The following is a 15,092-nucleotide window of genomic DNA, read 5'->3' on the forward strand; positions in this document are numbered from 1 at the left end:
GTCTCCCTATTCACGTACACAACGCGCGTAGATGCGGACTGCGACCATGCACAACGCGCGTAGATTCTGACCCAGGAGGTATGCGGTGCAACACCCCCCGCAGGTTTCGATCTGGTGACCGCCGACTGTCGTACCGGGGTGCGAGAGTGGGAACCATGACCGACGAAGTCCAGCACCCCGCAGCCCCCTACGGCACCCCCGGCACCCCCCGCGTCGCCGTCCGCGGCGAGGCGACCCTCGAAGTGGAGCCCGAGACCGCCACCCTCGCCGTCACAGCGAGCGCCCGCGGCAAGGACCGGCGGGCGGCGCTCCAGGACCTCACCCGGCGCAACACCGCCATCCTCGAACTCGCCAGGGGATACGGCGGAGCCGTCGAGAAGCTGGAGAGCGGCGCGCTCTCCGTCAGCCCCGAACTGGCCCAGCACGGCCGGGGCGAGAAGGTCCGCGCCTACTTCGGCCACGTCCGGATCACCGTCGTGCTGAACGACTTCACCGCACTCGGCGAGCTCACCTCCCGCCTCGCCGACCTGGAACTGACCCGCGTCGACGGGCCGTGGTGGGCGCTGCGCCCCGGATCGCCCGCACACCGCGACGCCCGCCGGCAGGCCGTGCGGGACGCCGTGACCCGCGCCCGTGAGTACGCCGAGGCGCTCGGCGCCGAGCTGTCCGCCCTCGTCGAGCTCTCCGACCCCGGCGCGGAGGGCGCGCGGCCGCCCGCCCCAGGGTTCGCCGGCAGCCGCATGTTCGGTTCGCCGGGGGCGGCGCCCGGTGCGTCGGACGATGCGCCCGTCATCGACCTCGAACCCCAGCGCCAGACCGTTTACGCACAGGTGAACGCCCGTTTCACCATGTCACCGCCCGCGCTCTGAGGCCGCGTGCCGGGAGGCTTGTCCCTGCCGGTACGCACCTGCCGGCTCGCCCCTGACAGCCCGCCCCTGACAGCTCGGCCCTGATGCTCCCGGGGTTTCCCTCATTCCGCGTCCGGGGCATCGGAATTGCTCATCAGAGCGCACCCGCGCACAATTCAACAGTTGTCAATAGCCTTTCAAGGAAAGGTGGTTGAGTAGTCATGTGTGACCCATCACTTACCCATCGGTAAGGCATACGCTCGAACCATGCGCCGAGCAAAGATCGTTTGTACCCTGGGCCCCGCGACCGACTCGTACGACCAGATCAAGGCACTGGTCGAGGCCGGAATGGACATGGCCCGATTCAATCTCAGTCACGGCAGCTACGCCGAGCACGAGCAGCGTTTCCACCGGGTACGCAAGGCGGCCGAGGAGACCGGGCGCAGTGTCGGTATCCTCGCGGATCTTCAAGGTCCGAAGATTCGCCTGGGCCGCTTCGCCGAGGGCCCCGTACTCCTTGAACGCGGTGACGAGTTCACCATCACCGTCGCTCCCGGCGCCCGGGGCGACCGGAGCAGCTGCGGCACCACCTACGACGGCCTCGCCGGGGACGTGACCACCGGCGAGCGCATCCTCGTCGACGACGGCAAGGTGGCCCTCGAAGTCACCTCGGTCGAGGGCCCCCGCGTCCACACCATGGTGGTGGAGGGCGGCATGGTCTCCGACCACAAGGGGCTCAACCTCCCCGGTGTCGCGGTGTCGGTCCCCGCGATGTCCGAGAAGGACGCCGAGGACCTTCGCTGGGCGCTGCGGACCGGTGCCGACATCATCGCGCTCTCCTTCGTGCGCAGCGGCCGGGACGTCGACGAGGTCCACCGGATCATGGCGGAGGAGGGGCGCAGGCTCCCCGTCATCGCCAAGATCGAGAAGCCGCAGGCCGTGGAGAACATCGACGGGATCGTCGCGGCCTTCGACGGCATCATGGTCGCCCGCGGCGACCTCGGCGTCGAGATGCCGCTCGAACAGGTGCCCATCGTCCAGAAACGCGCCGTGAAGCTGGCCAAGCGCAACGCCAAGCCCGTCATCGTCGCGACCCAGATGCTCGACTCGATGATCGACAACTCCCGGCCCACCCGAGCCGAGGCATCGGACGTCGCCAACGCGGTCATCGACGGCACCGACGCCGTGATGCTCTCCGGCGAGACCAGCGTCGGCAAGTACCCGGTGGAGACGGTGCGGACGATGGGCCGCATCGTCGAGGCCGCCGAGGAGGACATCCTCGCCCTGGGCCTGCCCCCGCTGAGCGACCGCAACAAGCCCCGCACCCAGGGCGGCGCCGTCGCCCGTGCCGCCGCCGAGATGGGCGACTTCCTCGGCGCGAAGCTGCTCGTGGCCTTCACCCAGTCCGGCGACACCGCGAAGCGGCTCTCGCGCTACCGCTCACCGATCCCGTTGCTGGCCTTCACCCCGGACCCGGCGACCCGCGCCCAGCTCACCCTGAGCTGGGGTGTCGAGACCTATCTCGGACCGCACGTGGACTCCACGGACGAGATGGTGGCCCAGGTCGACGAACAGCTCCTGAAGGCGGGCCGCTGCCGGAAGGGCGACATCGTCGTGATCACCGCGGGCTCCCCGCCCGGCGTCGCGGGCTCCACCAATCTTGTCCGCGTCCACCATGTCGGAGAGGACGACTCCCCGAAGTAGCAGATCGGAATGTGGCGCGCACGGGGGGTGTTCATGAGGGCGGCGGGTGCGCGCTCGGCGACCGAAATGTCGTATGGCTTCGATGCGGGCGCCACCAGCCAACTGTCCCGCGCGGCATGCCTGCACGCCTGTTCGTTCGGCCACATCGCGGTTGTTCACGCCCTGCCGGAGCAGAGCGGGCGTTTCGTCCCGTATCGAAGGGCTGCGCTCCTCCGTGCCCGGAGCGTCACGGGAGGCATTACTGCGAGCGGTGGCATCGAAGGAGCATTCACCGGGACGGTTGAAGATCGTGTTACCAGTCACAGACCTTGGAACCGAAGGGAAAGTGCCCCGAGTCGGATTCGAACCGACGCTGGATGGGTTTTGAATCCATGGCCTCTACCGCTGGGCTACCGGGGCTCCTTCAAAACGAAGGAAGGTAAGGACCCTCCGCGCCACAACCATACCGCAGCTAGGTAGGCTCTTGGGAGCTGCACCTGCCCCATAACGAGGAGCCCCCCGTGACCGCCCCCGAGTCGCCCCAGCCCGTCGCCGACGACGACAAGTCGCACGTCCCGCCGCTGACGACCCGTGTCGTCATCGCCGAGGACGAGGCCCTCATCCGTCTCGACCTCAAAGAGATGCTCGAAGAAGAGGGCTACGCGGTCGTCGGCGAAGCCGGTGACGGTCAGCGGGCCATCGAGCTGGCCCGGGAACACCGGCCCGACCTGGTGATCCTCGATGTGAAGATGCCCGTTCTGGACGGGATCTCCGCCGCCGAGAAGATCACCGAGGAGTCCATCGCCCCGGTACTGATGCTGACCGCGTTCTCGCAGCGCGACCTCGTGGAGCGGGCCCGGGACGCCGGAGCGATGGCGTATCTGGTGAAGCCGTTCTCCAAGAGCGACGTGGTGCCCGCCATCGAGATGGCCGTGTCCCGCTTCACCGAGCTGAAGGCCCTGGAGCAGGAGGTCGCGGACCTCTCGCAGCGGCTGGAGACGCGGAAGCTGGTGGACCGGGCCAAGTCGGTGCTGCAGACGCAGTACGGACTGACCGAGCCCGCCGCTTTCCGGTGGATCCAGAAGACGTCGATGGACCGCCGGATGTCGATGCAGCAGGTCGCCGAGGCGGTCATCGAGGACGCCGAGGAGAAGAAGGCGGCCAAGGAGCAGTAGCTCCGCGGTGGGTTCCGGCCCGAGGTACGACGGGGACAGCCGGACGGCCCGCCCCGGCCCGCCCCACCCCGGCCGGGCAGGGTCCCCGGCGCCTCCCGCCTCCTGGTCGGGCCGGTCAGCCCGCGGAGCCGTTGGGGGAGACGTCGCGCAGCAGGCAGGTGAGCCGGGCCGTGCAGACCCGCTTGTCCTGTTCGTCGGTGATGACGATCTCGTAGGTCGCGGTGGAGCGGCCGCGGTGGACCGGGGTGGCCACTCCGGTGACCAGTCCGCTGCGGGCGCCGCGGTGATGGGTGCAGTTGAGGTCGACGCCGACGGCGAGCTTGGACGGGCCGCCGTGCAGCATCGAGCCGATGGAGCCGAGGGTCTCGGCGAGTACGGCGGAGGCGCCGCCGTGCAGCAGGCCGTACGGCTGGGTGTTGCCCTCGACCGGCATGGTGCCGACGACGCGGTCGGCGGCGGCCTCGATGATCCGCACGTCCATCCGCTCGCCGAGGTGGCCGGCGGAGAACAGCCCGGGCAGGTCGACGCCGAGTACGGCGTACTCGTCGATGACCTCTTGAGGGAACTTCACGGTGGTCTGCTCGCCCATGGTGGTCAGGCTCCGATCGTCGTGGCGGCTGCCGGCCGCGGACCTCCGGAGGGTCCGCCGCCCGGTGGCTTGAGCGAACGCTTAGGCCGGGCCGGATTGTTCCAGACGGACCACCACGGACTTGCTCACGGGGGTGTTGCTGACGTCGGCGGTAGCGTCCAGCGGGACCAGGACGTTCGTCTCCGGGTAGTACGCGGCGGCGCAGCCGCGGGCGGTCGGGTAGTGCACCACCCGGAATCCGGGAGCGCGCCGCTCGACGCCGTCCTTCCACTCGCTGACCAGATCGGTGTACGAGCCCTCGGCGAGGCCGAGCTCACGGGCGTCGTCCGGGTTGACCAGGACGACGCGGCGGCCGCCCTTGATGCCGCGGTAGCGGTCGTCGAGGCCGTAGATCGTGGTGTTGTACTGGTCGTGCGAGCGCATGGTCTGCAGCAGCAGCCGGCCCTCGGGGAGCTCCGGGTACTCGACGGGCGCGGCGGTGAAGTTCGCCTTGCCGGTGGCCGTGGGGAAGCGGCGCTCGTCACGCGGGGCGTGCGGGAGGGAGAAGCCGCCGGGTGCGGCGATGCGGGTGTTGAAGTCCTCGAATCCCGGCACGACGCGCGAGATCCGGTCCCGGATCGTGGCGTAGTCCTTCTCGAACTCCTCCCAGCCGATGGCGGATCCGGCGCCGAGGACCGCCCGTGCCATCCGGGCGACGATGGCCGGCTCGGAGAGGAGCCGCGGGCCCGCGGGGGTGAGGTTGCCCCGGGAGGCGTGGACCAGCCCCATGGAGTCCTCGACCGTCACGAACTGCTTTCCGCTCGCCTGGACGTCCTTGTCGGTGCGCCCCAGGGTGGGGAGGATCAGGGCGCGGGTGCCGGTGACGGTGTGCGAGCGGTTCAGTTTGGTCGACACCTGCACGGTGAGGGAGGCCCGCCGCATGGCCGCCTCGGTCACATCGGTGTCCGGTGTCGCGCCGACGAAGTTGCCGCCCATGGCGAAGAAGACCTTCGCCTTGCCGTCGCGCAGCGCCTCGATGGCGCGGACGACGTCGAAGCCGTGGTGGCGGGGCGAGGTGATCCCGAATTCCTTGTCCAGGGCGTCGAGGAAGGCGGGAGCGGGCCGCTCGAAGATGCCCATGGTGCGGTCGCCCTGGACGTTGGAGTGCCCGCGGACGGGGCAGACACCGGCGCCGGGGCGGCCGATGTTCCCGCGCAGCAGCAGGAAGTTGACGACTTCGCGGATGGTGGGCACCGCGTGCTTGTGCTGGGTGAGGCCCATGGCCCAGCAGACGATGGTCCGCTTGGAGGCGAGGATCAGCGCGAGGGCCTGCTCGATGTCCGTACGGGAGAGGCCGGTGGCGGTGAGTGTCGCGTCCCAGTCGGCGGCGCGTGCGGTGGCCGCGAACTCCTCGTACCCATGGGTGTGTTCGCGTACGAAGAGCTCGTCGGTCGCGCCCTCGGTCTCGATGATCAGTTTGTTCAGGAGGCGGAAGAGCGCCTGGTCGCCGCCGATACGGATCTGCAGGAAGAGGTCGGTGAGTGCCGCTCCCCTGATCATGCCCTGCGGGGTCTGCGGGTTCTTGAAGCGCTCCAGGCCCGCCTCGGGCAGCGGGTTCACCGAGATGATCTTCGCGCCCGCGGTCTTGGCCTTCTCCAGCGCGGAGAGCATGCGCGGATGGTTGGTGCCCGGGTTCTGCCCGGCGACGATGATCAGGTCCGCCTGGTGCATGTCGTCGAGGGAGACGCTGCCCTTGCCGACGCCGATCGTCTCCGAGAGCGCCGAGCCGGAGGACTCGTGGCACATGTTGGAGCAGTCGGGCAGGTTGTTGGTGCCGTAGGCGCGGGCGAAGAGCTGGAGCAGGAACGCTGCTTCGTTGCTGGTGCGGCCCGAGGTGTAGAAGAGCGCCTCGTCGGGGGAGTCCAGCGCGCGCAGCTCCTCGGCGATGATCTCGAAGGCGCGCTCCCAGCTGACCGGCTCGTACCGGTCGCCGCCCTCGGGCAGGAGCATCGGCTCGGTGATCCGGCCCTGCTGTCCCAGCCAGTAGCCGCTGCGCGAGGCGAGATCGGCCACGGGGTGGGCGGCGAAGAAGGCGGGCGTGACCCGGCGCAGCGTCGCCTCCTCGGCGACGGCCTTGGCGCCGTTCTCGCAGAATTCCGCGGTGTGCCGCTTGTCGCCCTCCGGCCAGGCGCAGCCGGGGCAGTCGAAGCCGTCTTTCTGATTGACCTTGAGCAGGGTCCGCGCGGTCCGCACGACGCCCATCTGCTGCTGTGCCATCTGCAGCGTGTGGCCGATGGCGGGCAGCCCGGCGGCGGCGTGCTTGGGGGCCGCGACCTGCGGCGCGTCCTGGACCGGGTCACCTGCGGGCGGCTTGGCAGCCATGGCGCTCTCCTTCGAGCGGGCGGATCCGACGTACAGCTCCGATCCTGTCACGCGCCACTGACAGCCTCCCCGGTGAGGTGTCCGGAGGTCTGGATTGTCAGTGCTCCGTGGCAGGATCGGACCCGTGGCAAAGACAGCATCGAAGCAGACCGCAGACACCCGCCCCCGCCTGCTCCTCATGGACGGGCACTCTCTGGCGTACCGGGCGTTCTTCGCGCTGCCCGCGGAGAATTTCACGACCGCGAGCGGTCAGACGACGAATGCCGTCTACGGCTTCGCGTCGATGCTGGCGAACACGTTGCGTGATGAGGCGCCCACCCACTTCGCGGTGGCCTTCGACGTCTCCCGCAAGACCTGGCGTGCGGAGGAGTTCCCCGAGTACAAGGCGAACCGTTCGAAGACGCCGGACGAGTTCAAGGGCCAGGTCGAGCTGATCGGCGAGGTGCTGGACACGATGCGGGTGGACCGCTTCGCGATCGAGGGCTTCGAGGCGGACGACGTCATCGCGACGCTGGCCACCCAGGCCGAGGCGGACGGTTTCGAGGTGCTGATCGTCACGGGTGACCGGGACTCGTTCCAGCTGATCTCCGACCACGTCACCGTGCTGTACCCGACCAAGGGCGTCTCGGAGCTGACCCGCTTCACACCCGAGAAGGTCGAGGAGAAGTACGGGCTGACCCCGCAGCAGTACCCGGACTTCGCGGCGCTTCGCGGCGACCCGTCGGACAACCTTCCGGGCATCCCCGGGGTCGGCGAGAAGACGGCCGCGAAGTGGATCAACCAGTTCGGTTCGTTCGCCGAGCTGGTGGAGCGCGCCGACGAGGTCAAGGGCAAGGCCGGGCAGAATTTCCGCGACCACCTGGAGTCGGTGCGGCTCAACCGCCGGCTCACCGAGATGGTCCGTGACGTCGAGCTGCCGAAGGGCCCGGCGGACCTGGAGCGCGCCGCGTACGACCGGGAGGCGTTCGCGCACGTGCTGGATGTGCTGGAGATCCGGAACCCGAGCCTGCGCGAGCGGTTGCTGGCCGTCGACCCGGGCGCGGCGGACGAAGCCCCGCAGGCCCCGGCCGCCGGAGTGGAGCTGGACGGCTCCGTGCTGGCTTCCGGGGAGCTGGCACCCTGGCTGGCCGAGCACGGCGGGCAGCCGCTGGGCATGGCCACCGTCGAGAGCTGGGCGCTGGGCACCGGCAGTGTCCGCGAGATCGCGCTCGCCGCGGCGGAGGGGCCTGCCGCCTGGTTCGACACGACCCAGCTGGACGAGGCCGACGAGCAGGCCTTCGCCGCCTGGATCGCGGACCCGGAGAGCCCCAAGGTCATGCACAACGCGAAGAACGCGATGCGGGTCTTCCCCGAGCACGGGTGGAGCGTCGAGGGCGTCGCGATGGACACCGCGCTCGCCGCCTATCTGGTGAAGCCGGGTCGGCGTTCCTTCGCACTGGAGCCCCTGGCCGTGGAGTATCTGGGCCGGGAGCTCGCCCCGGCTGCCTCGGCCGACGGCCAGCTCGCCTTCGGTACGGACGAGCAGGCCGAGGCCGAGTCCCTGATGACCCAGGCCCGCGCCGTGCTCGACCTCGGCGACGCGTTCGGCGAGCGGCTGGAGGAAGTCGGCGCCGCCGGGCTGCTGCACGACGTGGAGCTGCCGACGTCGATCCTGCTGGCCCGGCTGGAACGGCACGGCATCGCCGCCGACCGCGCCCATCTGGAGGGGATGGAGCAGCAGTTCGCCGGCGCGGTGCAGCAGGCGGTGAAGGAGGCGCACGCGGCGGTCGGCCACGAGTTCAACCTCGGCTCGCCCAAGCAGCTTCAGGAGGTTTTCTTCACCGAGCTGGGTCTGCCCAAGACGAAGAAGACCAAGACCGGGTACACGACGGACGCGGACGCACTGGCCTGGCTGGCCGCGCAGACCGAGCACGACCTGCCGGTGATCATGCTGCGCCACCGGGAGCAGGCCAAGCTGCGGGTGACCGTCGAGGGCCTGATCAAGATGGTGGCGGCGGACGGCCGGATCCACACCACCTTCAACCAGACGGTGGCGGCGACCGGGCGGCTGTCGTCCACCGACCCGAACCTGCAGAACATCCCGGTGCGTACGGACGAGGGCCGGGCCATCCGCAGGGGCTTCGTCGTCGGCGAGGGGTACGAATCCCTGATGACCGCCGACTACAGCCAGATCGAACTGCGGGTGATGGCGCACCTGTCGGAGGACGCCGGGCTGATCGAGGCGTTCACCTCGGGCGAGGATCTGCACACCACGGTCGCCTCCCAGGTGTTCGGGGTGGAGAAGTCCGCCGTCGACCCGGAGATGCGGCGCAAGATCAAGGCGATGTCGTACGGACTCGCCTACGGGCTCTCGGCGTTCGGACTCTCCCAGCAGCTGAACATCGAGGCCGGCGAGGCGCGCGGATTGATGGACACCTTCTTCGAGCGGTTCGGCGGGGTGCGGGACTATCTGCAGCGCGTCGTCGAGGAGGCCCGCGCCACCGGGTACACCCAGACGATGCTGGGCCGCCGCCGCTATCTGCCCGATCTCAACAGCGACAACCGTCAGCGCAGGGAGATGGCTGAGCGGATGGCGCTCAACGCGCCCATCCAGGGCACCGCCGCGGACATCGTCAAGGTCGCGATGCTGAAGGTGGACCGGGCACTGACCGAGGCCGGGCTGGCCTCGCGGATGCTGCTCCAGGTCCACGACGAAATCGTGCTGGAGATCGCCTCAGGCGAGCGCAAGCAGGTGGAGGAGATCCTCCGCAGGGAGATGGCGGCCGCGGCGGAGCTGCGCGCACCGCTCGATGTGTCGGTCGGCGTCGGCGCGGACTGGGAGTCCGCCGCGCACTGAGGTGTGGGGACAGGCACCGCCCCGGGAGGGTGGCCCGGGGGGTGCCGGGGGCGCTGGCTCGGGGCGGCAGCGGGCGGCACCGGATTCCGCCGAACGGCGCCGGACTCCGCCGGGCTCCTGCGGTGTCCCGACGGGGCTCCGGCCCGTGCACCGCCCCAGAGAGACGCCGGACGGACCAGAGCTGAAGAATCGGTGAAAAACGGTCAGCGACCGGTGTTGCGGGGGCGGTAGTTGTCGTAGTGTCACCGGAGTCTCGCGCTGGGGAGCGCGATCAGCCGACGGGGAGGGACTACATCCATGGCACCGCACTTCAGCAGCCGGTTGCGCAAGGGGGCGACGGCGACCACGGTGGCCGCGCTCGCGGTGGCGGCGATGACCGCTTCGCAGGCGCCGGACGCCATGGGCAGCCAGTCCCCGGAGAACAGCCGGCAGGCCGCTGACGCGGCGCCCCCGGCCGGTACCCCGGTGAGCGGCGACTCCCCGTACTTCACCGACCTCCCCCCGCTGAACACCCCCGCCAAGCCGGCGACTCCCGTCACCACTCCGGCCGGATCGGCGGCGTCGGGCATACCGGCCTCGGTGCTCGCCGCCTACCGGAAGGCGGAGCAGACCGTCGCGGGTACCGACCCCGGCTGCCATCTGCCGTGGCAACTGCTCGCGGCGATCGGCAAGGTCGAGTCTGGTCAGGCGCGCGGCGGACGGGTGGACACCGAGGGCACCACGCTCAGCCCCATCCTGGGCCCCGTGCTCAACGGCGCGGGCTTCGCCAACATCTCCGACACCGACAACGGGCAGTACGACGGCGACGCGACACACGACCGCGCGGTCGGCCCGATGCAGTTCATCCCCTCCACCTGGGCCACCTGGGGACAGGACGGAAACGGCGACGGCAAGAAGGACCCCAACAACGTCTTCGACGCGTCGCTCGCCACCGGCCGCTATCTCTGCGCCGACGAACGCGATGTCGCCGTGCAGCACGATCTCGACCAGGCGATCCTGGGCTACAACCACTCGCAGGAGTATCTGAGCACGGTCCTGTCCTGGTTCGAGTTCTACAAGAAGGGCACCCACGACGTCCCGGACGGCACGGGTGTGCTGCCCGCCGGTACCGGACCCGACGGCCAGGGCTTCGGCGGCCAGGAACACAGCGGCGGAATCGTCAACACCCCCGCTCACGGCGGCAATTCGCCCCGGCACGGCTCGACGCCGTCCCCGTTCCCGTCCACGGTGGCCAGGCCCAGCCCCAGGCCGACGAAGTCCGGCACCGGGACGATCTCCCCGGTGCCGAGCCCCAGCAAGAGCGGAAAGCCCTCGCCCTCCCCGAGCCCTTCGGGCAGCCCGAGCGGTTCGCCGTCACCCTCGCCGAGCGGCTCCGGCTGCCCGACCCCCTCGCCGTCGGACAGCGCGAGCCCGAGCCCGTCACCGTCCCCCTCGGGTTCGGGAAAGCCGTCCCCGTCGCCCACCCCGTCCCCGTCCGGCAGCGCGAGCGGTTCGCCCTCGCCGTCGCCCACCCAGAGCAGCCCGTCGCCCTGCGCCACCGGCTGACGAAGCGGCGCCCACCCGTCGCCGGACGGTGCGAGCCGTCCGCCCCGGCGGGGCGCAGGTCCGTCCGGCCGAGCCACTGAGCCCGGCCGCACACCGAAAGCGGTGTGCGGCCGGGCTCAGTCGTGCCCGCCCGGATCCGGCGCGGGCATCAGGTCCGTGCAACGTGTTCTCATCTCGCCGCCGCGTTGCTACGGTGCCCCATCCCTGACGATGCATCAGATCCCATAGGAGGCCGTGCATGCGCGCCCTCATCGCCGCAGCCATCGGGCTGGCCGTGGCCTTCGCCCTCGTCCTCACCATCGCGGCGGTCGGCTCACCCACCGGCAAGACCTCACCCAAACCGCTGCTCACCACCGTCCCCGGCCCCAAGAGCCAGTAGGCCCCAAGACCCAGTAGGAGGACGGCCATGCGCCGTAAAGCCAGTCTGGTGCTGCTCGCCTTCGCGGTCTTCTGCGCCGCCATGTCCCCGCTGCTGCGCTGGTACGCCTTCCCCCGGCTGGCGAAGATCCCGGCCAACCAGTACCAGGAGGAAGTCCTCCAGGCGAAGCCCGCGACCCTCCTCGACTACGGCACCATGCAGGCCAAGAAGGTCCCTCAGGTGACCATCGTGCAGACACTCCGGGGCAACGTGGCCGAATCCAACCGCATCGAGCAGAGCGCGGGGCGCGACGTCGTCGTCTGGGACTCGCTGTCCTATGTCGCCGGACCCGACGGCAAGATGGTGTCCGAGATCCCCGAGCGCTACATCTTCGACGCGCACACCCAGGCACCGGTCCACGCGACCGGCGAGATGGTCGACGGCACCCCGGTCAGCCGGGAGGGCATCGAGTTCAAGTGGCCCTTCCTCACCCAGAAGCGCGACTACGAGTACTTCGACGCGCAGACCCGGACCTCGTCCCCGATCCACTACCGGGGCACGGTGAAGTTCCACGGCCTCGACGTCTACTACTTCGAGCAGACCATCCCCTGGACCAAGGTGTCGCTGCCCACGAAGATGCCGGTCAAGGGCATCACCCCGGAATCCGTCGCGAAGACCGGCACCACACGCTGGTACTCCACCAAGCGGATGTTCTGGGTCGACCCCGTCACCGGCGCCCCCGTCAACGGCGAGGAGATCCACAAGGAGGAGCTGCGCGGCGGCACCCTGCTGGGCGGCCGGGCGAAGGTCACCGCGTTCGCCGGGGACGTGAAGATGCGCCCGGACTACGTCAATTACACGGTCAACCTGGTCAAGTCGAACCGGCTGCTCGTGCTGCTGCTCACCTCGTATCTGCCCTGGGGCTTCCTGGGCCTCGGCAGCTGCCTGCTCGCCCTCGCCCTCTGGCTGGAGGCGCGCAGCCGTCGGCCGGGGGAGCCCGACCGGCCGGACGCCCGGCTGCCCGACCCCGAACCGGTCATCGCCTGACATCCGTAACAGACACCCGGCCGCGGCAGCCGAACGGGCAGCGGTCCGGCAGCCGGACAGGCGGCACTCCGGCCGGAGGCGGACCGGGCCGTCCCCTACCCGCGGTTCTGGCGTGCCTTCGTGTACCGCGTCGGTGCCGCGTCCGAAGGGTCCTCCGGCCACGGGTGCCGGGGGTAGCGCCCGCGCAGTTCGGCCCGCACCGACCGGTAGCCCTCCCGCCAGAACGACGCCAGATCGGCCGTCACCGCGGCGGGCCGCCCCGCCGGGGACAGCAGGTGCACCAGGACCGGCACACCCGCCACGGCCGGGGTCTCGGCGAGACCGAACATCTCCTGGAGCTTCACCGCGAGCACCGGCTGCGCCCCGCCGTAGTCCAGCCGGATCCGGGACCCGCTCGGCACCTCGTACCGCTCGGGCGCCAGCTCGTCCAGCCGCGCCGCCTCGCCGGTCGCCCAGGGCAGCAGCCTGCCGAGCGCCTGCCCGGCCTCGATCCGCGTCAGGTCGCTCCGCCGCCGCGCCCTGGACAGCTCGGGCTCCAGCCACTCGTCGGTCCGCGCCAGCAGCGCCTCCTCCGAAACGTCCGGCCAGCCGCCGCCCAGTTCCCGGTGCAGAAAGGCGAGCCGCTGCCGCAACTCCCGTGCGTGCGGGGTCCAGCGCAGCAGCCCGAGCCCCTCCCGCCGCAGCCCGTCGAGGAGCGCCTCCCGTACGAGGGCGGGCGGCGGGCTCTTCAGCGCCCGTACCGCCAGCTCGACCGCGCCCAGCCGTTCCACGCGCCGGGCCAGCACGTCACCGTCCGCCCAGCGGACCTCGTCGGCGGTGCTGAGCAGATGTCCCGCGGCCAGCCGTGCGGTGTCCTCGTCGACGACGGCGGCGAGCCGTACCCGTGCCGAAGCGGCGGTCGCCGGGCGGTCGGCCACCGCGACCGCGATCCACGGCGCACTACGCAGCCGTGACCCGGCCGCCGTCTCCGCCCCGGTCCCCGACACCATCAGGAACGCGCCCTCGCCCCGGGCTCTTGCCACCCGTTCCGGGAAGGCGAGGGCGGCCACGAGACCCGCCACCGAGTCCTCGCTGTCAGCACCGCTGCCGTGACCGCCGGCACCGGCGCCGTCCCGCGCACTCCGCCCGGCCCGTGCGCCGTCCACCCCCGACACCAGCCTGCGGACCTCCTGGCGCCAGCGGCCCGCGTAGCCGTCGCCCCCCGTGCGTGCGGCGCGCCAGGCGGCGGTGAGATCGTCCCCGTACTCCCTGGGCGGCTCCTCGCTGAGCAGCGCCACCACCTCCGCCGCCCGGCGTGCGCCGACCTCGCGTGCGCCGTCGAGGAGCGCCCGCGCAAGCCGGGGGTGCAGTCCGAGCCGTGCCATCCGTGCGCCCCGGCCGGTGGCCCGGCCGTCCGCGTCCACCGCCCCGATCGCGGCCAGCACGTCGCGCGCCGCGCCCATCGCCCCGGCGGGCGGCGGGTCGAGCAGGGCGAGGCCGGCGGCCGACGGATCGCCCCAGCAGGCCGTCTGGAGGGCGAACGCGGCCAGATCGGCGACCTTGATCTCCGGGGAGGGGAAGCGGGTGAGCCGGGTGTCCTCGGCCTCCGTCCAGCAGCGGTAGACGGTGCCGGGGGCCTCCCGGCCCGCCCGTCCCGCGCGCTGCCGGGACGCGGCCTGCGAGACCCGTACGGTCGTGAGCGCGCTCAGGCCCCGCGCATGGTCCATGCGCGGCTCGCGCGCCAGCCCGGCGTCCACCACCACCCGTACCCCCGGAACGGTCAGCGACGACTCGGCCACCGACGTCGCGAGCACCACCCGGCGGCCGGCCGAACCCGCGAGCACCGCGTCCTGCACGGCGGCGGGCGCGCGCCCGTGCACCTGGAGCACGTCGACATCCAGACCGGTCAACTGCCCGGCCACCCTGGTGATTTCACCGACCCCCGGCAGGAAACAGAGCACATCGCCGGTCCGCTCGGCCAGCGCCCGCCGCACGACCGAGGCGACATGCGTGAGCAGGGCGGGGTCCACCCGCATCCCGTGCGGCGGCCGCACCGGCCGGACGGGCGGCGCCCACACGGTCTCCACCGGGTGCGAGACGCCGTGCGCCTCCACCACGGGTGCGTCCCCGAGCAGCCGTGCCCACCCCTGGGCATCGGTCGTCGCCGAGGCCGCCACCAGACGCAGCTCCGGCCGGAGCGCGGCCCGCACGTCGAGGAGGAAGGCGGCGACCGTGTCCGCGTCGAGATGGCGCTCGTGGCATTCGTCGAGCATGACCACATCCACCCCGGCCAGCTCCTGGTCGCGCTGGAGCCGCTGGAGCAGAACCCCGGTGGTGAGGACCTCCACCACGGTGTCCGGCCCCACGGCCCGCTCGCCGCGCACGGTGAACCCGACCCGCCCGCCCGGCTCCTCGCCCAGCAGCCACGCCATCCGCCGGGCGGCGGCCCGGGCGGCGATCCGGCGCGGCTCGGCGACGATCACCTTCCGCACCGGGCCCTCCCCGGCCGCACCACCGACGAGCCCCGCCAGCACCAGCGGCACCAGCGTGGTCTTGCCGGTGCCGGGCGGCGCGCAGAGCACGGCGGTCCCGTGCGTGTCGAGGGCCCGTTCGAGGGCGGGCACGGCGGTACGGACGGGAAGCACGTCGAGCGCGCCGGTACGGATCACCC

10 protein-coding genes and 1 tRNA gene are annotated in these 15,092 nt (G+C 71.3%); 7 read left to right on the forward strand and 4 right to left on the reverse strand.

The window, feature by feature from the left end:
* Positions 1 to 155: 155 nt before the first annotated feature.
* Positions 156 to 869 (forward strand): SIMPL domain-containing protein, encoded by a 714-nt coding sequence (locus OG285_RS27845; protein ID WP_356824792.1) that lies wholly within the window; start codon positions 156 to 158, stop codon positions 867 to 869.
* Between the two features lie 246 nt (positions 870 to 1,115).
* Positions 1,116 to 2,552, forward strand: coding sequence for a pyruvate kinase (gene pyk / locus OG285_RS27850; protein ID WP_356824789.1), 1,437 nt, complete (start codon positions 1,116 to 1,118; stop codon positions 2,550 to 2,552).
* 326 nt (positions 2,553 to 2,878) lie between these two features.
* Here pyk and OG285_RS27855 read toward each other — a convergent pair.
* A tRNA-Leu gene (locus OG285_RS27855) sits at positions 2,879 to 2,951 on the reverse strand.
* A 101-nt stretch (positions 2,952 to 3,052) separates the two neighbouring features.
* On the opposite strand from OG285_RS27855, the gene OG285_RS27860 reads away from it, so the two are divergent.
* Complete coding sequence (locus OG285_RS27860; RefSeq protein WP_356824787.1) at positions 3,053 to 3,706, forward strand: response regulator; 654 nt, start codon at positions 3,053 to 3,055, stop codon at positions 3,704 to 3,706.
* A gap of 115 nt (positions 3,707 to 3,821) precedes the next feature.
* Here OG285_RS27860 and OG285_RS27865 read toward each other — a convergent pair whose 3' ends face one another.
* The gene (locus OG285_RS27865; protein ID WP_356824785.1) at positions 3,822 to 4,295 is read right to left on the reverse strand and encodes a hotdog fold thioesterase; all 474 of its coding nucleotides are present in this window, start codon (positions 4,293 to 4,295) and stop codon (positions 3,822 to 3,824) included.
* A gap of 81 nt (positions 4,296 to 4,376) precedes the next feature.
* Positions 4,377 to 6,656 carry an FdhF/YdeP family oxidoreductase gene (locus OG285_RS27870; RefSeq protein ID WP_371792552.1) on the reverse strand — a complete coding sequence of 760 codons (2,280 nt, stop codon included), beginning with the start codon at positions 6,654 to 6,656 and terminating at the stop codon, positions 4,377 to 4,379.
* Positions 6,657 to 6,780: 124 nt separating this feature from the next.
* Here OG285_RS27870 and polA point away from each other — a divergent pair, with 124 nt between their 5' ends.
* The 4 genes from polA (at position 6,781) to OG285_RS27890 (ending at position 12,442) form a co-directional block, all read left to right on the forward strand.
* Positions 6,781 to 9,492 carry a DNA polymerase I gene (gene polA / locus OG285_RS27875; protein ID WP_356824781.1) on the forward strand — a complete coding sequence of 904 codons (2,712 nt, stop codon included), beginning with the start codon at positions 6,781 to 6,783 and terminating at the stop codon, positions 9,490 to 9,492.
* Positions 9,493 to 9,789: 297 nt separating this feature from the next.
* Positions 9,790 to 11,037 carry a lytic murein transglycosylase gene (locus tag OG285_RS27880; RefSeq protein WP_371792553.1) on the forward strand — a complete coding sequence of 416 codons (1,248 nt, stop codon included), beginning with the start codon at positions 9,790 to 9,792 and terminating at the stop codon, positions 11,035 to 11,037.
* A gap of 238 nt (positions 11,038 to 11,275) precedes the next feature.
* Positions 11,276 to 11,416 (forward strand): SPW_0924 family protein, encoded by a 141-nt coding sequence (locus tag OG285_RS27885; protein ID WP_371792554.1) that lies wholly within the window; start codon positions 11,276 to 11,278, stop codon positions 11,414 to 11,416.
* A gap of 27 nt (positions 11,417 to 11,443) precedes the next feature.
* Positions 11,444 to 12,442, forward strand: a complete 999-nt coding sequence (locus OG285_RS27890) for a DUF3068 domain-containing protein (protein ID WP_371792555.1) — start codon at positions 11,444 to 11,446, stop codon at positions 12,440 to 12,442.
* 95 nt (positions 12,443 to 12,537) lie between these two features.
* Here the strand turns inward: OG285_RS27890 and hrpB are convergent, their stop codons facing one another.
* Positions 12,538 to 15,090: an ATP-dependent helicase HrpB gene (hrpB, locus tag OG285_RS27895; RefSeq protein ID WP_371792556.1), complete on the reverse strand. Its 2,553-nt coding sequence runs from the start codon at positions 15,088 to 15,090 to the stop codon at positions 12,538 to 12,540.
* Positions 15,091 to 15,092 lie beyond the last annotated feature (2 nt).

The organism is Streptomyces sp. NBC_01471 (assembly GCF_041438865.1).
GTDB lineage: Bacteria > Actinomycetota > Actinomycetes > Streptomycetales > Streptomycetaceae > Streptomyces.